Annotated in this window: 21 protein-coding genes; 10 read left to right on the top strand and 11 right to left on the bottom strand. The window is 45.3% G+C overall.

The genetic code is table 11. The annotated features are described in order from the left end of the window. Positions 1-91: 91 nt before the first annotated feature. The 3 genes from MKZ12_RS04695 (at position 92) to MKZ12_RS04685 (ending at position 1,237) form a co-directional block, all read left to right on the top strand. Positions 92-667 carry a GNAT family protein gene (locus tag MKZ12_RS04695; RefSeq protein WP_339259008.1) on the top strand — a complete coding sequence of 192 codons (576 nt, stop codon included), beginning with the start codon at positions 92-94 and terminating at the stop codon, positions 665-667. Then, on the top strand, positions 664-1,011 hold the full coding sequence (locus MKZ12_RS04690; protein ID WP_339259006.1) for a DUF1801 domain-containing protein: 348 nt from the start codon (positions 664-666) through the stop codon (positions 1,009-1,011). Before MKZ12_RS04695 ends, MKZ12_RS04690 begins: the two co-directional genes overlap by 4 nt. A gap of 85 nt (positions 1,012-1,096) precedes the next feature. Continuing rightward, positions 1,097-1,237 carry a hypothetical protein gene (locus MKZ12_RS04685; RefSeq protein WP_339259004.1) on the top strand — a complete coding sequence of 47 codons (141 nt, stop codon included), beginning with the start codon at positions 1,097-1,099 and terminating at the stop codon, positions 1,235-1,237. A gap of 412 nt (positions 1,238-1,649) precedes the next feature. On the opposite strand, the gene MKZ12_RS04680 is transcribed toward MKZ12_RS04685, so the two are convergent. The 5 genes from MKZ12_RS04680 to MKZ12_RS04660 form a co-directional block, all read right to left on the bottom strand. Next, positions 1,650-2,954, bottom strand: coding sequence for a DUF1963 domain-containing protein (locus MKZ12_RS04680; protein WP_339259002.1), 1,305 nt, complete (start codon positions 2,952-2,954; stop codon positions 1,650-1,652). A gap of 150 nt (positions 2,955-3,104) precedes the next feature. Next, complete coding sequence (locus tag MKZ12_RS04675; protein WP_339239805.1) at positions 3,105-4,280, bottom strand: alanyl-tRNA editing protein; 1,176 nt, start codon at positions 4,278-4,280, stop codon at positions 3,105-3,107. 500 nt (positions 4,281-4,780) lie between these two features. Continuing rightward, complete coding sequence (locus MKZ12_RS04670; protein WP_339259001.1) at positions 4,781-5,836, bottom strand: hypothetical protein; 1,056 nt, start codon at positions 5,834-5,836, stop codon at positions 4,781-4,783. 402 nt (positions 5,837-6,238) lie between these two features. Further along, positions 6,239-8,008, bottom strand: coding sequence for a dihydroxyacetone kinase subunit DhaK (gene dhaK / locus MKZ12_RS04665; RefSeq protein ID WP_339258999.1), 1,770 nt, complete (start codon positions 8,006-8,008; stop codon positions 6,239-6,241). Beyond that, on the bottom strand, positions 8,008-9,150 hold the full coding sequence (locus MKZ12_RS04660; protein ID WP_339258997.1) for a glycerol dehydrogenase: 1,143 nt from the start codon (positions 9,148-9,150) through the stop codon (positions 8,008-8,010). Before MKZ12_RS04660 ends, dhaK begins: the two co-directional genes overlap by 1 nt. 303 nt (positions 9,151-9,453) lie before the next feature. On the opposite strand from MKZ12_RS04660, the gene MKZ12_RS04655 reads away from it, so the two are divergent. Together MKZ12_RS04655 and MKZ12_RS04650 are read left to right on the top strand one after the other, a co-directional pair. Then, positions 9,454-10,488, top strand: coding sequence for a PocR ligand-binding domain-containing protein (locus MKZ12_RS04655; protein ID WP_339258995.1), 1,035 nt, complete (start codon positions 9,454-9,456; stop codon positions 10,486-10,488). 105 nt (positions 10,489-10,593) lie between these two features. Next, complete coding sequence (locus MKZ12_RS04650; protein WP_339258993.1) at positions 10,594-11,583, top strand: aldo/keto reductase family protein; 990 nt, start codon at positions 10,594-10,596, stop codon at positions 11,581-11,583. 234 nt (positions 11,584-11,817) lie between these two features. Here the strand turns inward: MKZ12_RS04650 and MKZ12_RS04645 are convergent, their stop codons facing one another. Genes MKZ12_RS04645 through MKZ12_RS04630 form a run of 4 tightly spaced genes read right to left on the bottom strand, consistent with a single transcriptional unit; the run spans position 11,818 to position 14,927 of the window. After that, on the bottom strand, positions 11,818-12,705 hold the full coding sequence (locus MKZ12_RS04645) for a LysR family transcriptional regulator (RefSeq protein WP_339258991.1): 888 nt from the start codon (positions 12,703-12,705) through the stop codon (positions 11,818-11,820). Positions 12,706-12,735: 30 nt separating this feature from the next. Then, on the bottom strand, positions 12,736-12,879 hold the full coding sequence (locus tag MKZ12_RS04640) for a hypothetical protein (protein WP_339258989.1): 144 nt from the start codon (positions 12,877-12,879) through the stop codon (positions 12,736-12,738). 32 nt (positions 12,880-12,911) lie between these two features. Further along, positions 12,912-14,018: a beta-eliminating lyase-related protein gene (locus tag MKZ12_RS04635; RefSeq protein WP_339258988.1), complete on the bottom strand. Its 1,107-nt coding sequence runs from the start codon at positions 14,016-14,018 to the stop codon at positions 12,912-12,914. Positions 14,019-14,066: 48 nt separating this feature from the next. Next, positions 14,067-14,927 (bottom strand): LysR family transcriptional regulator, encoded by an 861-nt coding sequence (locus MKZ12_RS04630; protein WP_339258986.1) that lies wholly within the window; start codon positions 14,925-14,927, stop codon positions 14,067-14,069. A gap of 181 nt (positions 14,928-15,108) precedes the next feature. Between MKZ12_RS04630 and MKZ12_RS04625 the strand changes: the two genes are divergently transcribed. The 4 genes from MKZ12_RS04625 (at position 15,109) to MKZ12_RS04610 (ending at position 17,673) form a co-directional block, all read left to right on the top strand. Continuing rightward, positions 15,109-16,098, top strand: coding sequence for a zinc-binding dehydrogenase (locus MKZ12_RS04625; protein ID WP_339258984.1), 990 nt, complete (start codon positions 15,109-15,111; stop codon positions 16,096-16,098). Between the two features lie 398 nt (positions 16,099-16,496). Beyond that, positions 16,497-16,736, top strand: coding sequence for a bacteriocin immunity protein (locus MKZ12_RS04620; protein ID WP_339258982.1), 240 nt, complete (start codon positions 16,497-16,499; stop codon positions 16,734-16,736). 5 nt (positions 16,737-16,741) lie between these two features. Then, positions 16,742-17,266 carry a HEAT repeat domain-containing protein gene (locus MKZ12_RS04615; protein WP_339258980.1) on the top strand — a complete coding sequence of 175 codons (525 nt, stop codon included), beginning with the start codon at positions 16,742-16,744 and terminating at the stop codon, positions 17,264-17,266. Beyond that, the gene (locus tag MKZ12_RS04610; protein ID WP_339239783.1) at positions 17,263-17,673 is read left to right on the top strand and encodes a hypothetical protein; all 411 of its coding nucleotides are present in this window, start codon (positions 17,263-17,265) and stop codon (positions 17,671-17,673) included. The genes MKZ12_RS04615 and MKZ12_RS04610 overlap by 4 nt, the downstream gene beginning before the upstream one ends. 99 nt (positions 17,674-17,772) lie before the next feature. Here MKZ12_RS04610 and MKZ12_RS04605 read toward each other — a convergent pair whose 3' ends face one another. Further along, complete coding sequence (locus tag MKZ12_RS04605; RefSeq protein ID WP_339258978.1) at positions 17,773-22,116, bottom strand: S-layer homology domain-containing protein; 4,344 nt, start codon at positions 22,114-22,116, stop codon at positions 17,773-17,775. Between the two features lie 31 nt (positions 22,117-22,147). After that, the gene (locus tag MKZ12_RS04600) at positions 22,148-24,538 is read right to left on the bottom strand and encodes an S-layer homology domain-containing protein (protein WP_339258977.1); all 2,391 of its coding nucleotides are present in this window, start codon (positions 24,536-24,538) and stop codon (positions 22,148-22,150) included. Positions 24,539-24,922: 384 nt separating this feature from the next. Here MKZ12_RS04600 and MKZ12_RS04595 point away from each other — a divergent pair, with 384 nt between their 5' ends. Then, positions 24,923-25,711 (top strand): formate/nitrite transporter family protein, encoded by a 789-nt coding sequence (locus MKZ12_RS04595; protein WP_017690511.1) that lies wholly within the window; start codon positions 24,923-24,925, stop codon positions 25,709-25,711. Positions 25,712-25,718 lie beyond the last annotated feature (7 nt).

The raw sequence follows: 25,718 nt of genomic DNA, 5'->3' as shown, positions 1-25,718 counted from the left end.
AAGAGGCCACTTATATGCAATAAAATGTTCTATTGTGATTCACCTATTATTTCCATTATGATGAGGCTATCAGATGCAAAAGGAGAACCCTATGACACTAACAACGGATAACCTGTTTTATAGCACACGATTGAAAATGACACCCCCACGTGCTGAAGATGTGCAGACCATGCTGCAATGGAACGAAGACCCGGAATATCTACGGAATGTGGATACTGATCTTGCCATTCCCTACTCAGAGAAACAGTTGGAAGATGAGGGAGAGACTAAGAACAAGGAAGTGTACTTCAGACTTCGCACGCATGAAGAGGATACGCTGATAGGTTTTGTCGTCATTCATAGTATTGAATGGAACAACCGCTGCGGACAGCTTGCCATTGGCATCGGACTTGCGGAACATCGCAACAAGGGATATGGCACGGAAGCGTTGAATCTTATTTTACGATATGCATTCCACGAGATGAATCTGGACCGGGTTGGTCTCGATGTCATCGCCTACAATGCCAAAGCGATTCGTTCCTATGAGAAGGTTGGTTTTCAATTGGAAGGTCGGGCACGTTCAGCAGTATATCGTGATGGCAAACGTTACGACCGCTTAATGATGGGAATCCTGAGATCAGAATGGGAAACACACAATCAGATCCATACGGAGGATGAACAAGCATGAACAAGAATGGAGAAGTTACTGCGTTTATTGAACAGATTCAGATCCCCTGGCAAGTACAGGTCGCTGAACAATTGCGACAAATGGTGCATGATACCATCCCAGACGTGCAGGAACGCGTGCAATACAAGAAACCTCATTTTTTGAAAAACGGAAGTTACGCTGCGGTCATCTCTCCATCCAAACAAGCCGTATCCTTCACGATCTTTCATGCAACCGGACTTGATCTACCCGATGGCATATTTGAAGGCCCGGAAGAACGCAAAACGATCAAGCTCAAGGAAAAAGATACGCCGGATTATGAGTGGTTGGCTGGTTTGTTAAAGCAGGCATCTGCGGAATTGTAGACGGATGTATTGAACAGGAGCATACGCTCGCAGTAGAAGTAACTTAGGTGTTATTATGCTGGCGGCTAGTGTGGAGCTAGTGTGTATGAGTAGTAATTGCGCGGGCGGTGTGTATGAGGTGAGTTTAGGTTCGGGTTCGGGTTCGGGTTCGGGTTCGGGTTCGGGCCAAGCGCTAACGAATCGGACACACCTTATATCGCTGTTATACAGCCATATGAAATTCTAACGAATCTCAGCAGTCTTATTACAGATAAAACCTCTGATTTGCTTCGAAAACACCTGGCATAAGAAGCAATAACATCGCTACGATTCGTTAGAATTCTACAGTGCTGCAAAATCGCCTAATAAGATGTGCTGGGTTCGTTACATTGTGTGCGTACGACAAAGCTGCCCAAGCACGCAGAAAAACCGCCCATTCTCTCACTGCTGACTAAATAACTAACATAAAAAAGGCTAATTGGAGCAGATAGCCCCCTTGTATCCTGCGCAGAGCAAGCAAAAAGGCATCCATGAAGTTCAAGAACTTACGGGATGCCTTATATAGTCATAGTATGATTGCAACTGTCCACTCTCTTACAACCGAATCGGTCCTGTAGTACTATAGATGTGTTAATGGCTTATAATCATAGCTTCCACCTTCAAGATTGCTGGTACGATACGGCGGTCATCTGGCACGGCTCACATATGAACATGTAATACATGCCCTCACCATATTCCTCAACCTCGCCCCAATCCAGTTGTGCGACAGCCTTCATTCTCGCGGAACAGCATGGACATGGTGGATACTCCGCATCCTGAACCCAACCCGGATGGCCCCCGATCTGAGATAGCGAGGGCTCCATCCCCCACTCGCTGGCATGGAATGCATGACGCGATGCATTCGCAATCCTAAACTGCCGGCCGACATCCGGTGCAAGTTCACCATAGTCTTCCAGGTCAATCTCATCCATTCCCATAGGCATGACATTATGTGAGCTCCATAACGGTTCCCCGGCTGCGTCCAGTTCCATGTAAACCACGCCATAACTACTGCATATCACGCAAGTCTGGATCTGAAGTCGCTCGGCATGCCAAGACACATCCCGCAGTGCCGGATGCTTCACATCCAGATTAATTAAGGACGTTAATGCACTACCACACCATGGACAACCTTGAGCGCTCGGGGTCAGCATCAATAGCGAATCTCCGGATATTGCCACGTTAGTTGCTTCATTTTCTGTTACTTTATAGAGTGAATAACTTGGGGAGGTGAATAATTCTCTGCGCTGCCCGTCATTCGTAAGCTCCCATCCTGCTTCAGTGGTGTAATGCTCAGGTGCCACGTACAATTCGCTCGCCCAGGATGGCGGAGATTGTCTCCATTGCCGGAACTGCTGCACGACAACATCATCCCCGATATGGGCCTGCATGAGCAATATGTGGTTCCGATTCTCATCATCGGTATTCACCTGCTGCAAGAGTCGATCTCGCACTGCTACCGGAGCACTCTTATACAAAATCGCAGGATAATAGATCTCCTGCTCCAGCAGCTCAGGAATTTCGGCGGTCAACGATATATCATGGTAACAAACGAGATATATCAGAATGTCTTTGCCGGTATCTTCATCACCTGTACGAATCCGTTGCATCGCATAATCCTTCATCTGATCTTGTTGCTCTGCAGACAAGGATAGATATACCTCTTCCTTGGATTTTTCATAGGGCACATAACGAATTAATGGGTCGCGAACCTGAGGTTCATGCATGATTTTCAATACTTCGACCGGGTCTGTGATACCTGCATACACGTTCACGTCACGTCGATTCGCTTCAATGTATCTCTGGCGCTCCTCGCGCTCCATCTCCTGCTTGCAAGGCATGCAAAACCCACCTGTTCTGGCAGCCGTTGTTGGCAAAATGGTGTTTGCACATGCCTCCCGTATACACGGAATTCGTTCTGTCATCTTCCAACCTCCTTCAACGATTGCCAATCGTTCAACTCATGTAACCAGTAACCCATGTCCCTTCGATATCCATGGAAAACACGCCACAATGTGACGTGCTTGTCCCACTCATATTTCAATACTGCCTGTTTCGTATCTGCAAAATACAGATCAGTGATGTCCCAACTGGTCCTTGGTGAATTCGTAAAAGGCAAGCGCGTCTTCACTGCTGGCAAAGCCGGCCTGAGCCATTTTCTCACTGCCGCCACCTTTGCCCTGGTAGGCACCAAGATTGCCTTTGAAGAAAGGTCCGCAAGCCCATTCAGGCGGCTGTCCGTTCTGTGCCAGAACAACTTTCGCCTCGGAGATACTGGCAAAGAGTACGAGGCCTTCATGGTCTGTCGTCAATTTGGTAGCCAGGCTCTGCATATCCTTGAGCGATTTGTCTTCAAAGACCTGAGCAATCACCAGCCCTTCGCGAGCAGCCAGAAGTTGCTCCGCATAGTAGGCATCATTGGTTGTTTTCACTGCATTCAGCTCAGTTTGCAGCTGTTTTTGCTCCAGTTCCATTTTCTCAATGCGCTCCAATAATTCGTCCTTGCTGGTCTTTAATTTAACCATAATGCTATTGAGCACATGTTGTGTGGATGTGAATTCATTCAGCGCCCTTGTTCCACATTTGAAATAAATACGGGTACCGCCCTTCACTTTTTCGGTCTTTAACAGTTTGATGATGCCGATCTCACCTGTCGCCGACACATGGGTTCCACCGCAGGCGTTATACTCCACACCTTCGATCTCGACGATACGAATGTCTTCCGTTACCGTAGGTTGCTTCACCAGCGGCAATTGTGCAGCCTCTTCTGCCGTAACCCAGGACGTGTTGATGCGAGCATTACGATAGATCTGACGATTCACCTCTTGTTCAATGATGGTCAATTGATCCGCTCCCAACTCAGCAGCCACATCAATCGTGTCATACTCCGTACCGAGATGGAAACTGAGCGTCATCGCTTCAGCCACTTTCAACGTCATTGCCGATAACAAATGCTGCCCCGTATGCTGCTGCATATGATCGAATCTTCGCGCCCAATCCAGCTCGCACTGTACCTCGCTCTGTTCAGGAGCACGTTCCAGCTTATGCCATACCTCTCCGTCTTCGATGTTTACATCCAGTACAGCAATGCCGCCAATTTGTCCCACATCACAAGGTTGTCCACCCCCATGCGGGTAAAAAGCAGTCTCCGCCAGCGTGACATATACTCCATCTTCCTTGTCTACTTTGCCAGTAATTGTTGTATGCCACTCTCTTGTATAAGCAGAGTCATAATAGATTTTTTGAGTCATTGAATCATCCAGATCCCTTCTCATTCATATAGATACCACTTTTGTTGCCCGTTTGACATATCGCATTACGCATCATTAGAACCCTTATATCTGCTCTCAAGCTTACACTATTTAACATTATCAAGCCAATAACACTAGAGTAACAGTGAGATACAGCTCATAAGCCTATTCAGCATGCTGAGCGTTGTCCTAGCCATTGTCTAGGAAAGTGTAGTCTTAGGATTGGAAGCGGGCTGTACTCGGTTTATTAAACATGGTTATGTATGGGGTATTCAAGCGTGTAGAGAACAGGACATTCGGAAGGAAATTGGAGGCTCATTAGTTGATACGAAGGGGAGCTAAGTCCGCTTTCTCTGACTCCCCCTTTAGTTGTAGCTAATAAATCGCTAGCTGTGTATTGTCTACATTAAACATTAAATCAGACAACTTTTTTAAAGGTTTATGGCTATACTTTACACGCATCACAGATCCCTATACCTCATACTGCACCTCTGTATACATTATAGATAATAATGACTCAGGAGCTTTTCATCGATCTCCACACTTTCCAACTTTGAAATTAAGTCGCTTAACGCATCCTCTTCTATAGTCTTGATTTTTTTCAGTTTTTCAATGATAGAAGTTATACTGGTGGCGTTCTCATTTTTGTTATATATTATAGCCAAATTTCTTAAAATTTTTGAATCCGATTCGATTTCAGAATATATTTTTATAAGCTCGTCAGCATCGTCCAAATAATGATGTTCTTTCAAATAATCTAATCTATCCAACATCACACGCTTATGCTCCCACATGGTATGAAAGATTCGTATATCAATCTTTTCCCTTGATGTACTAACTTGATCACTTAAATATTGAACAATATGATCATAGATGGATAATCCAAAGATCCAATTAGAAGGAGTGCTCATAGAACGATAATGATAAGATGAATTGAGACTAAACCTTAGCTCCTTCAAAGATCTAATAATCAATTTTAGATCAAAATGATAATTATGCTCTGGGTTATAAGATAATAAACATACATATTCTCTATTTTTTGTTTTATCACAATTGTTAAAAGCGACTAGAAGCTCTTCAAAGCCTACCTCATATTCTCCGAATATAACATCTGAATTATAGCCTGATACATAAAATTTTAAAGTCTCTTTGTTATAACCGAAAATTAACATTTCATGCGGCAAAGCATATTTTTTATACGCCTTTTTATGGGCAATATAACTTTCATCCACATACAAATGAATATATTGATTTTGATCAATAGAATCACAAATAAAGCTGATGATGCCCCCCATATATTTTTCCAAAAAGCGTTGGTTGATCTTTTGATAGTTAATGAGAGGACAACTCATAAAGAAATCATACCAAGGCAAGTTAGATGTATAAAACGAAAAGAATTTCCCTTCTGGAAAGTTTCCAGCACAAATCAATTGAATATAATTACTGTAAAACCAAGCCTCCGATTGTTTATGCTGCATTACAATTGAGAGTGGATAGGCATTACATAGGTAACCATGTACAGAAGGTCTTATCATTGGCAGTTTTATATCGCTCATAACTTCTACCTCCGTATCATTTTTTATCAAAAACTATAGACCAAATCCAAACGCCCCTTATAAGCATTCTAAGCTTCTTCCGTCAGATACGGATGTGAGAAATCTGATCGCTTGTGCAGACTCCATACTCCTATAAGTATATGAATTATCACCTGTAATTTCCAGATAGAGTTTATTATAGAAGTTTCAATAAGCTCATTTAGGTTGACTATGTACTCTTTACAACGGAGGAGCTGTCTCAAAAGGAATTCACCCTCGCTCCAATTGCTAACGAACCCAACACAGATTCATTACCACAAAAAAACACAGCAAAGAGGATGTCCCCCGTCATATTCATGACTTATGGACATCCTCTTCGTAGAAACACTCTATAATTTTACAGTTACGAGTTTGCCGACAGCTTTACTTCATCGACTCGGACAGCTCTGTGAAAATAACACCCAGCGCATACGCGCCAGCATCTGGGTACCCCAGACTGCGATCGCCGACAGTACCTGCGCGGCCCATACGTGCCACGATATCTTCTGTTTTCTTCGCACCTTCAACGGCTGCTGCTGCACCTTTGGCAAATGCAGTTTTGAAGTCATCACCAGACTCCGCACTTTGTGTCCAGGAATCGGCACATGGAACGAGTGCATCGATCAAGGTTTTGTCGCCTACAACGGCACCTCGTCCGAAGGAACGCTCTCCAGTAGACTGAATCCCTTGCACGGCTGCATGCATCATCTCAGCAAATTCAGCAACATTTAATTGCTGTTTATCCCCTACAGCTTTGCCAGCCGCACGGAATGCCGAACCCCAGATTGGGCCGGATGCGCCGCCACAATATTCCATGATGACCAAGGAACATGCATCCAGGAACGATCCGATGTCTTGTTTATGTTCGTTAACAATGTGATTCCATTCGCGTTTCAACTGGCGGAAGCCTTTGGCCACACTCATACCGAAGTCGCCATCACCGGCATGGGAATCCAGTTCACAGAACGGTACCTCGTTCTTGATGATGATCTCACCCATTTTATCGATCAGATAGACGACATTGTCCAATGAAAATTGATTGCCTTCGATTACCGCAGCAGATGCATCCGTCTCCACTTCATAAGATACGGGAGCGTCTTCACCAACAACCGCTTCCAACGCTTCGGAATACGCCACTTGTGCCACTGGAGGACCGGATACTTTAAACGCAGGAGTATCACTTTCCTTGAACAACAGCGTTTTCAGTTCATCATCCAGTTTCAGAATCGTAACCGATGCCCCTGCCATATCGATACTTGTCATGTAGTTGCCTACAAACGTAGTCGCAACCTTTAGACCTGCATGTCCTGCAAGCTCACGTTGAACGGAATTGTTGAGCAGGTACAGTTCTTGCAGTGGCGTTGCACCAAAACCATTCACGAGTACCGCAATCTCAGCGGATGCATCCTTATCCAGCTTCATGTCTGCGAGCAACGCTTCAACCATACGTCCTGCCAATTCATCCGCAGATACGATTTTCTCACGACGAATTCCTGGCTCACCATGAATCCCTACGCCGAATTCCATCTCGTCTTCAGCAATTTCGAAGGTAGGCGTACCTTTGGCTGGCACGGTACAGGATGTGAATCCAAAACCAATACTGCGAACATTCTGAGCTGCTTTCTCAGCAACGGATTTCACATCTGCCAGGCTGCGGCCTTCTTCGGCTGCTGCTCCGGCAATCTTGTGAACCAGTACAGTTCCCGCAACACCGCGGCGTCCTACCGTGTACAAGCTGTCTTGCACAGCGATATCATCCTCAACACGAACATACTGTACGTCAATGCCATCTTCTTCAGCCAGATGCGCTGCATTCTTGAAGTTCATCATGTCACCGCTATAGTTCTTGATGATCAGGAGTGTACCCTTGTTGCTAGCTGTTGCCTTAATCGCTTGATACACCTGGATTTGAGAAGGAGATGCGAATACATCTCCACATACCGCTGCATCCAGCATCCCTTTACCCACATAACCTGCGTGAGCCGGTTCATGTCCGCTGCCGCCACCACTGATCAGGCTGACTTTATCAGCCTGAATCTCTCTGCGTTTGATGACTTTATATTTTTTCAGAAATTCAAGCTCCGGGTGTGCAAGCGCAATCCCGTTACACATTTCCATAACAACATGTTCAGCTTGGTTAATGATTTTTTTCATTATTTTGCCTCCCGGCGTGCTGCTTTGTACTCACGACCCATTCGGTCAGCCGCAGCAATGGCAGCAGCCACTTCAGGAACGGTGATTGGGAATGGCATCGCGTGAATGGATTCTTCCGGAATACAAGCGATCTCTGCCACTTTCAACAGCTCTTCCTGACTAATTGTATCTACACCGATATCCGCCAAGCTGATCGGCAGTCCTACTTCGAGACAGAAGTCCATGACTTCATGCAGCTCTTCGGTTGGTGCATTTTCAAGAACGAGTTGTGCAATCGTACCGAAAGATACTTTTTCCCCGTGGAAGAAGTGATGTGTTCCCTCCAAAACAGTCAAACCGTTGTGGATCGCATGTGCCGCAGCCAGACCCCCACTTTCGAATCCAAGGCCAGACAACAGTATGTTGGTCTCAACAATGTTTTCCAGCGCTTGGGTCACGACGTTACTGTCACTGGCCACTTTCGCTTTTGCACCATCCGTCAGCAGCATTTCATAACACAGTTTTGCCAGGGCAAGTGCCGCATTGGTACCTACTGCGGATGATGTATATCCTTCACGAGAACCCATTGGCAAACTTGCGTTTACACGGGAATAGGATTTCGCTGTTGCTCTTGCTTCGAAGTATGTAGAGAGCGCATCTCCCATACCCGATACGAGGAAACGTGTTGGTGCGTTGGCGATAACCGTTGTATCGACGAGAACGACACTTGGGCTTTGTTTAAAGTAAGCATAGTCATCGAACGAACCTTCCGGTGTGTACAATACAGCCGAGTGACTTGTCGGTGCGTCTGTTGCCGCGATCGTTGGGCAGATGATCAATGCTTCGCCTTCAGCTACACATTTGGCTGCATCAATGGCTTTACCGCCACCAAGACCGATCGTAGAGTCACATCCTTTTTCCTTCGCGATTGCTTGCAGACGCGCAACTTCCTCACGGGAACATTCCCCTTTAAAACCGCTTTCAACAAACGTAATATTGAATTTCTCAGCTGTTGCATCAAGCTTTGCTTTGACACGCTGTACATCATCCGGATGTGCGATTAGCAAGGCAGATTCTCCAAAGGATTTCACAAAGTACCCCAGGTTCAACAATTCGTCTTCGCCTTGTACATATTTGGTTGGGCTGATAAACGCTTTTCTCATATTAATATAGCCTCCTAAGGATATGGAATGGTGTAGTGAATACATTAAATTTTAATCTCTTGCAATTGACCTTAATATAACGCATAGCCAGCAGGTTTACAGTGGACTTTGATAACAAATTATTATAACTTACAATCGTAATTTTTTGCTTTTTGGTGCAATCATGGTATGTTATTGTCATGAGATGGTTGAATTTTGACCTCCCATCATACATTACCCGTCATCATTACATCTTAATATGTACAACTTGCTAACTTTTAACGGCCTAAATCATGAATTAGGTTAGATATGGAGGTTGCACCAATGATCAAAGAATATCTGCATATCAATAAAATTTTGGACCTTAATAAATGGAAGCGTCTACAAGATTCTCTTGCAACAGTAACCAAACTGGCGATCCTCACCGTTGATTATAAAGGCATTCCTGTAACCAGTCATAGCAGTTGTCAGGCCTTCTGCCAGAACGTACGCAAAGACCCCGAGCTGCTCCCCTACTGCCAAAAATGTGATTCACGCGGCGGTCTGGAAGCCGTTCGGTTGAATGAGCCTTATGTGTATTTATGCCATTTCAATATTATAGATATCGCGATTCCGATTACAATCGATGGCAAATATATCGGCGCCGTCATGGCAGGACAAGTGAAACTCGCCGATCCCGAGAAAGGTAGCGACTTGGAGCAAATTGTCACGTCCAAAAACGTCCCCATGCATGCAGCGAAGCTGGAGGAACTAAAGGATGATTACGCCCAGCTGCCTGTGATGACCTATGAAGAGATTGTGAAAATCTCCAACATGTTATCCCTGCTCTGCAACTACATTGTGGAGGAAGCGCTCAACAAAAATTTATTAGTTGAAATGTTCGAGAAAGCTTCAGGCAATCAGGAGTCTCTGAACCTCTCCACCATTCTGCCGGGTTACTCCATTCGTAATATCGAGTCGATCAAAAAAGAGATGACCAATGCGATTGCGGATGCCTATCTCAAGAACAGCCCAAGTGATGCGGAAAGCTCCAGTCCGGTGCTTCAGCCTGCTTTTGAATACATTCATAGTCACAAAAGCGAACAGGTTTCGCTCAAACAAATGGCTGATCTGTGCCACCTGAGTCCGAGTTATTTCAGCAGATTGTTTGCCAAGGAAACGGGTGAGAACTTCACAACCTACCTGGCAAAACTCAAGATTAAGTGGGCCAAGCAATTGCTGGAGGTCACCGACATGCCTGTCTCACAGATCAGTGATGAGCTGGGATTCAATGATTCGGGATATTTTATCAAAATATTCAAAAAGTTCGAGGAAATTACGCCTGCCCTCTATCGTAAATACATACAGGAGAACATGTAGGTGCACTGATATCTTTTTCATATCAAAGATGGGGGTAAAAGATATTTCACCTATTAATCTGCCATTGCTACAATGGAGTCCAGATCATATAGGGAGGCGGCATGGATGGAGTATCGCAAGTTAGGAAACAGTGGATTAACCGTCAGTGAGATTTCACTGGGCAATTGGATTACGCATGGAGCGCAAGTACATGATGGAATAGCAGAAGCTTGTGTAAGCGCCGCTTTGGATGCAGGCATTACCACATTTGATACGGCAGACGTGTACTCGAATACGAAGGCAGAAACCGTCTTGGGACAGGCTCTTAAGGATATACGAAGAGAAAGTATTGAACTATGCACCAAAGTCTGTCACCCAACCGGCACAGGTCATAATGACCGCGGACTTTCACGTAAACACATCATGGAAGCATGCAATGGTTCATTACGGCGGCTACAGACTGATTATATCGATGTCTATTATGCTCACCGTTATGATTACAGCACGCCGCTGGAAGAGACGTTTCTGGCATTCTCCGACCTGGTGCGTCAGGGCAAGGTTCACTACATCGGGGTGAGTGAATGGAACGCGGATCAGATTGCAAGAGGAGCCGCTTTGGCGCGGGAACTTCATGTACCCTTCATTGCAAGTCAGCCCCAATATTCAATGTTATGGCGTGTGATTGAGCAAAAAGTGGTACCTGCAAGCGATCAGGCAGGACTTGGACAGATTACATGGTCTCCTCTGGCTCAGGGTATACTATCAGGCAAATATGTGCCTAACGAAGCGTTGCCCGCCGGATCACGTGCAGCTGGGGAGGCAGGTGCACCCTTTTTCAATAAACTGGCTGGTCAGTGGCTACGCGAAGATGTTCTTACCGCTGTGCAACAGCTTGTTCCGCTCGCTAAAGAGATTGGTCTAACTCTTCCTCAACTCGCTGTGGCGTGGGTTCTTCAGCACTCGTATGTCAGTTCCGTTATTATTGGCGCATCTAGGCCGGAGCAGGTATTGGAAAATGTAAAAGCCTCCGGTGTGAAACTGGACTCTGCGATCATGACTCGTATTGATGAAATACTGAATCCTTGGATTGAGCGTGATCCAGCCAAGACGGGATAGTTTCTTTTTTCACTACTCACAACATACTAAGTTGAACTAATCATTTACACGAAAACGGAGAGGACAAAAAAAACCTGAAAAAGCGGAGCTAAAAGCTTTCTGCAAGAAAGCTACTTCGGAAGCATACACTTCGCCTTTAGCACCAGTCTCCCCTTGAGAAAAGGGATCAAAAAATCTGGGGATAACAGCGATTGGAAGGTTGTTCTGTCATCGCAGTGTAAGTGTAAATAACCTTTAGTGCAACTCATATTCTCGCTCAACAATGTCCATAAAACGGGATACCACTTCCTGATTCATATCCGTCCGCCATGCCGTATACAACGGTACGGAGGGCGGATTTTCTTGTAAGGGAAGAAAGACCACACCCTTTCGCTGGAACACATCCACCGAGGAGGGAACAATGGAAATCCCCATGCCCGCTGCAACTAGATTTACAATCGTATACATCTGGATCGCTTCCTGCGTAATTCGTGGATTTACACCATGTGCTCTACAATAGTCCAGAACCATTCGATGAAATGGGGAGCCAAGATGCCGTGGGAATAAAATAAAATCTTCATCCGCCAGTTCCCGAATCGAAACTTGAGACTGGGCTGCCATGGAGTGATGATCAGGTAACACGGCGAGCAACGTTTCCTCCTGACAGGGGCGGAAGGAAACATGCCGGGTATCTTCCTGATACCGCAAAAATCCAATATGGATCTGTCCGTCTTCCAATGCCTGTAATTGTTGGGATGAAGTCATCTCATGTAATGTCAATTCAATCTGCGGATATGCAGTGCGAAATTTTCTAAGCACCTCCACCATGATCCCGCCCGAAGCGGAGTCCACGAAGGCCACGGATATATGTCCAATGATACCTTGATCAGCCTTTTGTGTAAGCTGAATGGATCGATCAAGTTGGGCCATGATGAGTCTGGCCTGTTCCAGAAAGATGGCACCCGCTGGTGTCAAACGAACCATTTTTCTCGTGCGCTCCAATAACTTTACGCCAAGCTCTTCCTCCAGATTTTGAATCTGCTGGCTCAAAGGTGGCTGCGTCATGTTTAATTTTTCCGCTGCACGGTGAAAATGAAGCTCCTCCGCCACGGTTATAAAATATCTTAACTTACGAATATCCATAGGTCTGTTGCGCTTCCTTCCGTCTCCCTGTTAATTCATCTGTTCCTGTACCCAGATCGCGGACTCCGTCAGCTGCGTCATTAAGTCATTAAAGTCTGCTGCAATCTCTCGAATTGGCGTATCGTAAGCTTTCACCAAAAGATCACGAATCGGTTCCAATTCCATCGACTTCACTTGAACTCCTCCTTTACACTAGAATCCTCTTGTTATCTCACCTGTGTACGCAATTCTTGATCCAGCCATTCCAGTGCTGCACGCAGCTTATCTTGGGGAAGTTTCTCATAACGATCCCCCGTGGACAATTCAAAAGCACAGCTGTTCGCACTTGTTTTGTTCAGATATGAAGTCATTCCTATGCCATACCGCTGAGCCATTTGCACAAGAATTGGTTCAACTTCGTCAGCAGCGAGCGCAAAGTGCACATGGAACATATTGGATACCGGGACCTCAGGCAAGGTATGTATCCCGTGACACGCATTCAATAGAGATGCCAGTTCTTTAGCCTGCTCATAATAAAGCTCCATTTTGCCAATCCGTTCATTGAAATAATACTGGGAACTCAGAATATACGGATACAGGCCAATCAGATCACCGCCGTGCCGCCGTTTCCATACTTTCGACTCTTGCATCACATCCGTGTCCCCGGCCAATATGGCCCCCGCAATGCCCCCGATCCCTTTGTAAAAGGACACATACACCGTATCAAACAGACTGCAAATCTCCGCAGGCGTTTTCTCGTAATAGGGAGTAATCTCAAACAGGCGTGCCCCGTCCAGATGCAGCTTAATTCCGCGTTCACGGCAATAGGCCGAGATCGCTTCGAGTTCTTCATACGCTGGCAATTGCCCGCCAATCTCGCGTTGTGGCAGTTCCAAGAGCAGGCAGGCAATGTCCTGATCAAGCGCTTGTACATCTTGCAAACGAATCAGCCGATCCTTGTCCGCCAGCAAAATCGATTCAATCTGGTGTAATTCCTTCAATCCGTCTTCTTCATGGATTTCCAAATGACATAGGGGGTGGTAAGCTACTCGCTTCACTCCTATGCGGTCACACCAGATTCGTAACGCAATCTGCTGCGCCATCGTTCCGCTTGGGAAGAATACCGCCGATTCCTTGCCGAGAATGTCAGCCATCTGTTGCTGAAATTCTTCAATGATCGGGCCATTGCCGTAGTGATCACTGAAGGTCTCCCCATCCATCTGGTCCAGTACGTTCTGAAGCACCTTCACTTGGCGACTGCCATGACCGCCCACAATAAATTCTACCTGATTAAATGCATCAGCCAATGTTAACGTAGTATCCTCCAAAGCCATTCACTCCTTTAATAATGCGTGTTCAAAAGCTTACTTTTTCAATAACCGCTATAGTTCTGGTTCTGTAATGATCTGTACCAGAGCGCTTAGCGCACTTGATATATGTTCACCACGGGAATACACAAATCCTACTTCCAACCGGCAATAGGGATCTGGCAAAGACATCACCGCGATCTCACCTCTTAATTCTGCTTTGGTAACTGAAGATCGTGGCATCAATGATACACCGAGCCCGGCAGATACCCCATTCAGAATCGTGTCCAATGTTCCATATTCCATAACGCTTAGTGACGGGATACCCTGATCTTGCAGAAAGGATTCCGCCTGAGTGCGATGTGTGCATCCAATCTCAAAAAACAACATTGGCTTGGATAATAACTCGTGTATCTCATGCACTCCAGGTTGAGCGATCAACACCAATTCCTCGTCATACATCTTCATATAGTTCAGATCAGGATGATCGATTGGGCCATATATTAACGCCCCATGCAATTCATGTTGGATCACCTTCTGATTCAGCTCATGGGTCCCACCCGTGACAAGCGAGTGTTGTACCTCCGGGTAGCATGAGCTGTATTCAGCCAGGAGCGGCGTGAGGAAAGTGGAAGCTGCTGTCTCAATGGCACCCAGACGAAGCATGCCGGAAGGCGGATTTCCCACTTGTGTCGCCTGCTCTGCTTCATATAATAATTGCAAAATTCGATCCGCATACACCAGCAGATTCTCGCCCGCTGGTGTAAGAGACATCCCCCGATTGGAACGATGAAACAGCGGAACTTGTAGCTGTGTCTCCAACTGTTTGATTCGTGTGGTCACATTGGATTGTACATAATTGAGTGCGAGTGCAGCTTTACTGATACTACCTTCGCGGGCAACCGCCTGAAATATTTTTAAATCACCTGCATCCATACCCTGATCACCTGCTCGTCGTTTATATCGGCATTCTACATCATCGATTCATGCAAATTGCTTATCTATTATTTTCAATGATACTGACCATCATTTTTGTTCATTTTACGTGAATCTGCACCATCTGTACAATGAGGCTCAGTAGTGAAATCCGATTATATCGACAGGAGGAATATTGAATATGAAAGCTATCGTACATTCAGGCCAGAGCGGCCTTGCAGGTCTTCAATATACAGAGTCAACATCTCGGGTACCCGAAGCCGGGGAAGTGCAGATTCAATTAAAATCCGCTGGTATCAACCATCGGGATCTATTCATCATGGCAGGACGCGGTACTCAGGACACCCCGCTCATTCCCGGTTCCGATGGAGCAGGTATTATTGTTGGGATTGGCGAAGGAGTAAGTGGACTCGCGATAGGGGATGAAGTCATTATCCATCCTACGCTCGGTTGGGAAGATGCGAATAACGTACCCATCGTGCCCGATATTGTTGGTGGTCCTACGGATGGAACACTGGCTCAATATATAACGTTGCCTGCTGAAAATGCCCTGCCTAAACCAGTCCACCTATCTTGGGAGGAAGCAGGCGTATTATCCCTCTCAGCGCTGACGGCCTATCGCGCCTTATTTACTCGCGGCGTATTAAAGCAAGGTGAACATGTGCTCATTCCCGGTATTGGTGGTGGTGTGGCGACCTATGCCCTGCTCATGGCTGTCGCTGCCGGCGCGAAGGTGACTGTCACCTCCAGAAGTGAAGCCAAAAGAAATGAGGCACTGCGCTTGGGAGCTACCCATGCACTGGATAGTCATGCCGATTGGAATTTGCAGAACGATTTGGAACCTGTGGACATGATCTTGGATAGCATCGGACAATCCATGTTCCCAAAATATTTTGATATAATTAAACCAGGTGCACGTATCGTGATGTATGGTGCAAGCTCGGGGGATGATCTGACTCTACCCATTCGCTCTATTTTCTTCCCGCAGATCAGTCTGATCGGCACCTCTATGGGCAGCCGTGAGGAGTTTGTGCAGATGCTGCATTGGGTTGAGCAACATGATATACATCCTGTGATCGATAGCGTATATCCGTTGCAGGACGTAGCGAAAGCGTTCGAACGTATGGAAAATGGCGAGCAGTTTGGTAATCTGGCTATACGTATGGAGTGAAATCTATTTTGAGATGGGCCTTCATGATTTGTTAAAATATTGATTTACGATAATGGGGTGAATCCATTTGACCCGTCTCGCTAAACGTATACTAATTTTTCTGGTCGCTATTATGCTTTTGGCCCAAATTCCTGTGTTAAAAGAAACTTTAGCCCGTGGAGTTACTGCGCTATATGTGAAGATAAAGTATCCAGAACATTCCTTTCGATTCAAAGACTTCATATACGAGTCTCATTTCGGGAACTATATCATTTCTTATACTGATCAAGATGAACAACGTATTAGTCTGATGCTTGAGCCCAAATTTTTACCGGTGATCATTATATATGATCCATTGAATGAGCCCATGAAAGACTAGTTGCTTCACGATATTAATCATTCAGGAGGTGTAAATACATATGGACAATCGTTCGCATCTGATAGAATTGGTTCGCAAACTAATGGACGCCGAAGGAAGCGAAGCCGAGTTGGATGACATGTTGACGGAGCTACAACAACAGGTGCCTCACGCTGAGATCAGTAACCTGATTTACTGGGATGATCGAGACCTGACGCCAGAACAGATTGTAGAGGAGGCGTTGGCAGCTCGTCCAATCATTCTTCCGCCCCCATCTTCATATTCTTCAGGAGGTGAATGATGCAGATGTCTGATATGAATCATTTCAATCATAACAACAATGAACACCCTGATTTTAACGAAATCAGTGGTGAAGAGAAAATCCAGGCACTTCGTGATCTGATCGATCTAACCGATAGCCAACTTACACATCAAGTTCTATCTATCGGTATGGATACACATGAAGAGGATCTCATCCGTATCGAAGCATGGCGAGCTTTGGGCATGGCAGAGTCTTCCTCACTTTTGGATGAAATTCGTCATGCGGCCGTGCAGCTTGTTCGTGACTCGGAAGAAGATGAGGATGTACAGATCTATGCTTTACAGACTCTAGCCTTGTTACCTGCTACGGAAGCTGAGATTACGTTGGCCCAGGATGTATTGTCGGGGAATGCCTATATATTACTTCAAGGTGCAGCTTTTGCTATTCTTGCTGCTCACAAACATGTTCCGGGCGCAGTCCTTGCGCTAAAATCTCTTCAATCTCATCCGCATTTCGGCGCTTCCGCCAAGCGAGAACTGCATTCCATATCAGGAAGTGATGATCTATGAATCAGGACCATGAACCATTTTCACCGGGAACACCAGGAGCATCAGAAGAAGCAGAAGAAACAGAAGCATCAGGAGAGCATGCTACGCAGGCTGTTTACCTCACCCAAGGTGAGATCAACGCCCTACAGAAAGCTATTCTGTTCCTCAAGTTTGAATCTGAAGAGACGGCCTCCTTGCTCTATGCAGGCAGTCCGCTACTGAACAGTGTGTTGGAAAAGGTACGGGATGTCAGCTCATTTGGTGAGTACGCCAAAGAACTCCACTCTCGTCCAAACGAATATGCGGAGCGTTTTATGCGCGCCAAGGTGGAGCGTTCCTATGCAGAAGAATTGGCACCGCGTGAACGAACAGAGGAGCAGAAGAACGAAATTCTTAGATCCTGCATGTATCCGTATCCGGTTAAATGAAAAAATCCTCCATACTCTCTTTCAGAGCATGGAGGATTTTCATTTCGTTATTAGGACGTACCCTCTGTTAAACTGAACGTCATTGTAGCAAATACAAGTCTACGGTGTATGTTTGTCCACGTACTGTAGAGTTCCTTTAGGAAACTCATTCCATTCACCGGTTAATGAGAACTGTTGTGAACCTGTATATATCCCCCGTTTTCGAATAAACGTCCCGCCAGCAGGCATGATTTGATCATGTGAAGTTGGGTCACCTAGGACATCTACGATTCGTCCATCTTTTCTCAGAACGAACGCAACGACATTATACTCATTCGGATTATACAATTCCAATTCATCATTATAGTACCAAGCTGACGTTATATCGAAAAAGTCGTAAAAAGTATAATTGATGTTTAAATAAGGTAACCCTGAAGTAACATCAGATATGTTTCTTGTTGTCACTTTCATTGTGGATGTCTTTTTCATCCATTGATGAACTTCCAACTGATATCCGGTTGCTTTATGCGACGGATCACCGTCACCTGTGTAATAAAGTTGAACTACACTGCGTCCGTCCCCTGCGTCTGCATACTGAGAGAAGAACAACTCTGAGGTGCCCTGATTTTTCGAGTTTACCTGAACGACCACGGCCCTACCGTCATCCCCTATGATCCAGAATAATAACGGAGATACACTCAAAGGGATCTGGGAAGAATTAATCGTATCCGGTCCTGTAAACGTCGAATCCGGCGTACCGCTATATACTTTAAAACTCGTCTGCCCAGGGAACCAATTGGAAGCTGTAAGGGTCAGAGGATCTATGACGCCGGACTTCGTATTGATCTGCATAACCCCACCGTTAACCAGAGAAGCAGTGCGAACGTTGAAGGTGTAATCTACCTGTCCACCTTTCCCATCCTTTGCTGTTATCGTTAAAGGGGCAACGACATTCCCTGTTCCCGGTTTTAGTATAATCTGGTTACCATTAATGCTTGCATTCACCGCTTCATTTGAGCTGTTGCTTATCGTGAATTGCATCGCATCTCCATCGGGGTCACTGAACAATTGACTCAGATCATACGTGCGCTCATTCGTTACATTAGGTGTCAATACTTGTTCGTAAATGCTACTCACTACCTCAGGGGTCAAGTTAGGGCCAGTAGGCTCTCCTTGTATAGTCACGCCAAAGGATGCTTGTTCGCTACGACCTTTCTGGTCATATACCGTTAACGTGACTGTCGTATTTCCTGCAGCAACTGGAGCAACAGTTATCTGTGAGCTATTGGTAGAGACCGTCGCAATATTGGGATCTGCTGAGGAAGCATCCACTGTTAACGTAGCTGAATCAAAATTCAGCAGGTACGATGTCAGATCAAGATTCAGAACAGACCAAGGCCATGTTACCGTTTGATCCGGAATTGAACTGATATTCCCAGATTCAAGAACTTCAATGTCAATATAGGCTGACGCTTCTTTTCCATACATATCTTTTGCTTTGATGTTAGCTTGAAATTTACCAACCCGTCTTGGATGAATAATCAGCTTGTTTTCTTGAATATCCACCGCTGCGATCAGGAGATTATTGAAATCAAGTGGTGTATTAAACTCTAATGCATCTCCATCGGGATCATTAAAATAATCCGAGAGATTAATGACCGCATCTTCCTTACCTACAAACACCGTTTGAGCAGGTAGATGCTGAGTAAGCACTGGAGAAGCATTAGGCTTAGGATTAACCCTTATCTGAAATGCAGTTGAAATGAGACCACCTTTTCCATCCTCAACTGAATAATAAATGATGTATTCTCCAAATTCTATAGTGGTAAAGTTCAGTACACCAGCTTCCTCCTTAACAATTAAGTGAGGATTAGAGGAGTATGCACTGAATGTGAGTGGGTCACCATCCGGATCTGTATAATAATCATTCAAGTCAACCGAGGGGATAGGATCTGTGAGGAAACCCAGGTATGCTTCAACCCATCCTGGTGAATTTCCTACCGGATTATGATTTGGAACGAGTAGAATATCGATTTCAAAGAAATCTGTAGTGATTCCTCCGTTACCGTCATTCACTGTGTATGATATCGTATACGTCCCATTTTGAAGTGATGTTAACTTCAGTTCACCCTCATTTTCCTCTACTGTTACCCCGTCTGGATTGGATGAAGTCGCTGTATACGTCAAAGGATCACCGTCTGGATCAGTATATCCCTCGTTCAACTTTACTACAGGGATGTCTTCCCCCAGGTATACCTCTATTTTCGATGGGGCTTCCCCCACGGGCGCACGATTGAGTGGTGGCAGAACAACAACTTTCATGTCAAGCTCAGTAACTCCCGTACTGCCATCATCTGCTATTTGCCCATCATCTACCTTAATTTTAAGAATAACTTCACCTGCCTTTTTAGGCGTTAACCTCAGTACAGATTCAGCATAGTTCGATTTCACGATTTCAGTGTGCACGATTTCCGGGGCACTGTTTGTTACACTGTATAGCAACTCCGATTCATACTTCACATCATCCATAACATAGACCATGAGATCTACATCCTTGCTACCTGACTCAGCTATCAATTCCTGATCAGGAATTGGTGATGCAAGAGGAGGTCTATTCACGTAGACTTCGAATGTGGATCTCAGCCTTTTACCACGGCCGTCATTGGAAGTTACTGTTATGGTAGCCGTGCCATCCTCCAAGGGAACAACATCCAATTGCGATCCATTCAGGATAACCTTTGCAACGGCAGGTTTGGATGAACTGACCGTATAAGTTACCAAGTCACCATCCGGATCTGTCACATAGTTGTTTAGGTTTAACGTTGCCCCTTGTCCATTCCGTGTAAACTTGCGACTTTCGAATGATTTGAGTAGTTCAGGAGCACGATTGGCAACAACAGGAGATGTTCCGCCTCCACTCCCCCCACTTGCTCCCCCTAATGAAGAAGATACCGGATTTGGAGATGACGTTCCTGTATTTCCACTTACAGCTGAAGACGAGACTCCAGCAGCCAAAGAAATCTCCGAAACTTTCACATTGCCCGCCACATTAACCTGGGCGGAAGGGTTATTCACTTGAAGTTGTTGAATGGAGCCTGATGCATTAATATTGACAGCGCCTGTCCCATCGACATTGAGTTGCTGTAAAGTGATGTTACCGTTGAGTTGGAGGGACTTGGATGTATTCACTTGAACCGTATCAACGGCTCCTTGTAGCTCTACTTTGCTTGTACCTTCGAGAATATTTAATAACGGGAGATTAGCTGTTTTCCCGATATCAAGCATACTGTCTGATCTAATGTTGACTTCTTGAGTACGGGTATCCCCTGTTAGTGCCACATGTACATCGCTTTTATCTACATCCACATTATTGAGAGTGGAATTGTCAAATACAACCGTATTACTGTCACCGCCATAAACGAAAACAGACTGTTTCACACTGATATTTTTGGCATAAAAATCATGTTTGACCTCGGGGGCAATCGTCAGCTTGCCCTCGACTGTAAGTCCTTCCACTGAAACAAAGTCTGCCTTCGTCGTTAGATCCCCATGAATTACGGCGTCTCCACCCTCCAATAGCAGATTTCCGCTAAATTCAGCTTTTCCTGAGGCCGCATCCTGACCCCCCGTTCTAATTTCCAACCCCTTGATCTCGGTGAGTGTATGATTTTGACTCTTAAACCGTATTCCAGCCTGAACCAGTACAGCCTTATTGCGATTATTCAAAAGGCCTCCCACTTGTTCAGAAATCTGATAGACAACACCGTTGATCTGAATCTGCTTTCCTTCGATTGACTGAATGACAGACAAGCGGTTTTCCGGGAATAGGGCCGACAACAACATGCCTATGGCTTCACCCCGAACAAGCCCTTGTTTAACTTTATTTGGTCCCTGATATTCGCTTAGAATTTCAGCCTTCTCAGCAGTTCGAATGTATGGAGCAGCCCATGTACTCGCTTCTTTCCAATCTGAGGGGAGAGAATCTCCCTGAACTTCTTGTTTAGCCAAAGCCGTGGCTCTTACAAGAACCGTCACCAGTTCCTGTCCAGTAATCTGGGCCTGTGGACGGAAACGTCCTGTTGCATCTCCTTGTAAAATCCCCGCCTTCTTGACCGCCTGAATCGAAGGTGCTGACCAACTAGTAGATTTCACATCCGTAAAAGATGCTGAGACTGACTTGTCCAGTGTGAGACCCAGAGCTTGAGCAAGAACAACTGCCAGTTCCTGACGGGTGATTGGGTCAGCTGCACGAACATCCCCATCCGGATCACCTTTGATGAACCCCATGGTTACGGCCCTATTCATAGCATCGTTTAATTTGCTATTGTTATTATCATCTGAGGATATGTCAGACACAGACATAATCTGTGCCTCCGACTTATCATGTTGTGCAGATACAGGTACAGTGTTGGAAAGAAGCAACGCAATCAAAGCGAGCTGCACAGTCCTTCTTATTTTGGGCATAGATGTTCTCCTTCATGTGGGATATTCAAAATTAAGGAATCGAAGGTGAGGATGTGTAGTTACCCAGACCGTTGTAATAGTTCTCTCCTTGTTGGATCCATCGTGCTCCTTCATAATTTGCATCACCACGAACATTGCCTGACGTCCTTGTTAAAGATTGCGCAGGCTTCAAGATGGCTGTATCCATAGGTTCCCCATCGTTAATCTGATAGAGTATCAAAGTAATGTCTTGGGGTTGATCAATATCAAAATTAAAAGACACATAATAGATTTCGTCCTCATTGATCGTGAAATCTGTGGAGTCATCGGCAATGACCATTGTTTTATAAGGTGCAATGATAGTTCCAGGAGCAAACGTAATCGGATCGTCTATATCACTACGTTTAATTTCAAACTGACTGAGTTCAATTGGTTTGGACGTTGGATTATACAGTTCGATCGCTTGAGTAGTGCCTTCTCCCCAGACCACCTCGGAAATAAACAGGCTCTTTCCTGCATCCGGGTCCTCCACCTTAACCGTGAATGTGGTCTCAACGTCTTTACCAGCGGGATCAGTAGCCTTGACGCTAACGGTGGCAGAACCTTTAACGTTCTTGAGATCTAAAGTCAATATATCTCCTTGTACACTCACTTCTACCACAGCGGGATCAGAAGATTGCGCTGAATACGATAGAATGTCGCCATCCATATCAGCGAACACATCAGCCAAATCAACTGTCTTACTCACGGTACCCAATTCAACCGTAACAGTTGGCAGTGTTTTTACCACTTCAGGAGCATGGTTGATTGGTGGTTGTGGGATGATGATAGGCGGTAAAGGCGGGAATGGTGGTGGAACAAAGGCCGGTTTCACCAAATAAATGAATGTAGCCGATACACTTCCTCCTTTTCCATCTGCAGCTTTCACCGTAACCGTGGTTTGCCCTATAGCAACGTCCACAATTTTTAATTTTGAACCCTGAATATTCGCAGTAGCGATATTATGATCGATTTCGGTAATTTCATAGTTTAGCTCATCCTCATCTGGATCAGTAAATACAGCTCCAAGATCAACCTCTTGCATGCCTTGTCCGAAAAACACCATCATGTCAGAGATGTTAGACTGAACAACAGGCGGTTTATTCTGAGGAGACGGAGGTACAATAACCGGCGGCTCAGGTTCTGGAGTCGGAGTCGGTGTAGGAGTTGTTGGTGTCGCTGATCCTGAGCCAGAATTGGAGTTGTTTGCCACGGTATTGCTGGATGGTGCGGTTAGTGGTGGTGCACTACGAATGATCTGTGAGGTTACACCGCCTTTTGGAAGAATAACTGTATTTGTTTTTACACTTGTCGGTAATTGAATAATGGATTTCACGTCTTTTAACACAATTTCCTTCCACGTTCCACTTCCTAGAACAGTGACTTTGTCAGTCGTATCTACGGTTACCGCATCGATATCTCCATCAATCGTTATCGCACTTACGCCTGGCTTTAATACAACCTTGGACAAGGTATCAGCCTTGAGAGCAACATGATTTGAAGAGACTGTGACCACACCTTGATAGGAGGTACCGACCAAATTTAATTTCACGTAATTTTGTGGCGTGCCTGCTTGGGTGATCTGGATTTCTGATAAGGCAGACAGGTTACGTGTACGTGCATCATAAGTAATTACTGCGTTCTGCAATGCTTCTTTGTTCTCGTCATTCAAAATTCTTTGCAATGCCTGACTAATCACAAATGGACGTCCATCCACATAAGCAATATCTCCGTCCAGTGCAGTCAAAGAGGCTGTCCGCTCACCCGTCTGGAAAACATCAACGAGAACTTTTGCTATATCTTGCCGCTCCACCAAAGCCTTGGATTCGAATTTCCCCTCATTGGAATCCAATAACCCCAGTTTCAACGCCGTATGTACCTGTTCTTTAGCCCAACCACTTATCGTAGATTCATCTGCAAGCGTCTGCTGTTGGCCTCCCTTTGCTCCTTGTGTTCCTGTAACTCTTACCAAAATGGAAGCAAGCTCTTCACGACGAATCGGATCGTTAGCACGGAAATTACCTGTTGCATCACTGGTCATCCATCCCTCTTGACGAATTGCTTCAATATAAGGAGTGGCCCAATCTGAATGGTTAAGCCCAGTGTTGGAATTCTTATCAGTCTCTAATTGTGATGCTTTGGCCAACAACACAGCCATTTCTCTCCGAGTCAAAGGCTTATCCGGGTGAAATGATCCATCTGGATAACCCGAGATCAACCCTTTCTCTACTGCTTCCTTTACCGCTTGAAGAGAGGACGATCGTATATCGTTCTGATCTGTAAAAACCGATGATACGGAGACTGTTGCTTCTCCGGTTTGCTCTGCTGCGTTGACAAATTGAGTTCCCCACAGCATGCCTACTACCAGTGAAGTCAGCAACACTTTTTTCCAATCCTGATTCATATTTGTTCCTCCCAATAAAACTTCGTTTTCCGCACAAATTTTATCAAGATACTCTGAACAATTTCTGAACGAAACAACTAGTAAAAAAACCAGATAAAAGAAGATTATATCGATGTAACCCATACAAATTTCACTTAACATGGGGATACATTGTTCTATATAAATTTCAGAATTACGGAACGAGAAAAATATGCAAATAACTATTCAAAAAATGCAAACAATATGAACCCATATTATAAGTTCACATCCAAAATAAACTTTAACTGATTAAAGATATTCTTTCTGAAAAAGCGTGTTACTATCTCAAAAATCGTTATAATAAAAGGAACTTGGTGAGATTTGTAAGTTAATGCAATCATTCAACTTAACTACTGGAGGAGAATTATGGAAACGGAAGCTCTACGGAACGTGGAACAACTTGCTCTGAAGAAACACAAGATTTACAAACAAAGCTTAATCAGGTACCTTGCACGTTCCATGCTGGCCAGTATGTTTATCGGATTCGGCGTCATCGTGGCGTTTAAGACAGGTAACTTCTTTTATATGGAGCAGTCCCCGTTTACCTATCCGATGGCAGCCATTACGTTTGGCGCGGCCATCATCCTGATCGCCTACGGTGGGGGTGACCTGTTCACGGGCAATACGTTCTATTACACGTATGCGGCGCTGCGCAAGAAACTGCGCTGGTTCGAAGTGATCAAGCTGTGGATTGCAAGTTATAGCGGTAATCTGATGGGCGCAGCCGTGTTTGCCTTGTTAATATACCTGACCGGATTGTTCGACTCGTCTCAGGTGAATGGGTTTCTGTTAAGCGTAGTGGAGCACAAGATGGAGGTCCCAACCATGCAGCTCTTTTTCCGGGGAATTTTGTGTAACTGGCTCGTATGTATGGCGTTCTTTGTCCCGATGTTCATGAAGGAGAATGGAGCCAAAATGTTTGCCATGATGCTCTTTGTGTTCTGCTTCTTCATCTCGGGATATGAGCACAGCATCGCCAATATGTGTACGTTCGCGATCGCGCTTGTGCTGAATCACCCGGGGACGATCTCATTTGAAGGTGTGCTTCACAACCTGGTGCCCGTGACCTTGGGTAATCTGGTGGGTGGTGTGCTGCTGATGGGCTTTATGTATTATGCGGTGAACAAACCTTTTCTGGATGAAGAGACACATTAATCTCCGG

Source organism: Paenibacillus sp. FSL R5-0713 (genome assembly GCF_037973325.1).
In the GTDB taxonomy this organism is placed as follows: Bacteria; Bacillota; Bacilli; order Paenibacillales; family Paenibacillaceae; genus Paenibacillus.
The sequence above is the reverse complement of the archived record's forward strand: the minus strand, read 5'-3'. Positions and strand labels throughout refer to the sequence as shown.

Coding starts and splice junctions, on each gene's coding strand:
- MKZ12_RS04695 (WP_339259008.1), top strand. CDS start 92: ATGACACTAACAACGGATAACCTGTTTTATAGCACACGATTGAAAATG.
- MKZ12_RS04690 (WP_339259006.1), top strand. CDS start 664: ATGAACAAGAATGGAGAAGTTACTGCGTTTATTGAACAGATTCAGATC.
- MKZ12_RS04685 (WP_339259004.1), top strand. CDS start 1,097: ATGAGTAGTAATTGCGCGGGCGGTGTGTATGAGGTGAGTTTAGGTTCG.
- MKZ12_RS04680 (WP_339259002.1), bottom strand. CDS start 2,954: ATGACAGAACGAATTCCGTGTATACGGGAGGCATGTGCAAACACCATT.
- MKZ12_RS04675 (WP_339239805.1), bottom strand. CDS start 4,280: ATGACTCAAAAAATCTATTATGACTCTGCTTATACAAGAGAGTGGCAT.
- MKZ12_RS04670 (WP_339259001.1), bottom strand. CDS start 5,836: ATGAGCGATATAAAACTGCCAATGATAAGACCTTCTGTACATGGTTAC.
- dhaK (WP_339258999.1), bottom strand. CDS start 8,008: ATGAAAAAAATCATTAACCAAGCTGAACATGTTGTTATGGAAATGTGT.
- MKZ12_RS04660 (WP_339258997.1), bottom strand. CDS start 9,150: ATGAGAAAAGCGTTTATCAGCCCAACCAAATATGTACAAGGCGAAGAC.
- MKZ12_RS04655 (WP_339258995.1), top strand. CDS start 9,454: ATGATCAAAGAATATCTGCATATCAATAAAATTTTGGACCTTAATAAA.
- MKZ12_RS04650 (WP_339258993.1), top strand. CDS start 10,594: ATGGAGTATCGCAAGTTAGGAAACAGTGGATTAACCGTCAGTGAGATT.
- MKZ12_RS04645 (WP_339258991.1), bottom strand. CDS start 12,705: ATGGATATTCGTAAGTTAAGATATTTTATAACCGTGGCGGAGGAGCTT.
- MKZ12_RS04635 (WP_339258988.1), bottom strand. CDS start 14,018: ATGGCTTTGGAGGATACTACGTTAACATTGGCTGATGCATTTAATCAG.
- MKZ12_RS04630 (WP_339258986.1), bottom strand. CDS start 14,927: ATGGATGCAGGTGATTTAAAAATATTTCAGGCGGTTGCCCGCGAAGGT.
- MKZ12_RS04625 (WP_339258984.1), top strand. CDS start 15,109: ATGAAAGCTATCGTACATTCAGGCCAGAGCGGCCTTGCAGGTCTTCAA.
- MKZ12_RS04620 (WP_339258982.1), top strand. CDS start 16,497: ATGGACAATCGTTCGCATCTGATAGAATTGGTTCGCAAACTAATGGAC.
- MKZ12_RS04615 (WP_339258980.1), top strand. CDS start 16,742: ATGTCTGATATGAATCATTTCAATCATAACAACAATGAACACCCTGAT.
- MKZ12_RS04610 (WP_339239783.1), top strand. CDS start 17,263: ATGAATCAGGACCATGAACCATTTTCACCGGGAACACCAGGAGCATCA.
- MKZ12_RS04605 (WP_339258978.1), bottom strand. CDS start 22,116: ATGCCCAAAATAAGAAGGACTGTGCAGCTCGCTTTGATTGCGTTGCTT.
- MKZ12_RS04600 (WP_339258977.1), bottom strand. CDS start 24,538: ATGAATCAGGATTGGAAAAAAGTGTTGCTGACTTCACTGGTAGTAGGC.
- MKZ12_RS04595 (WP_017690511.1), top strand. CDS start 24,923: ATGGAAACGGAAGCTCTACGGAACGTGGAACAACTTGCTCTGAAGAAA.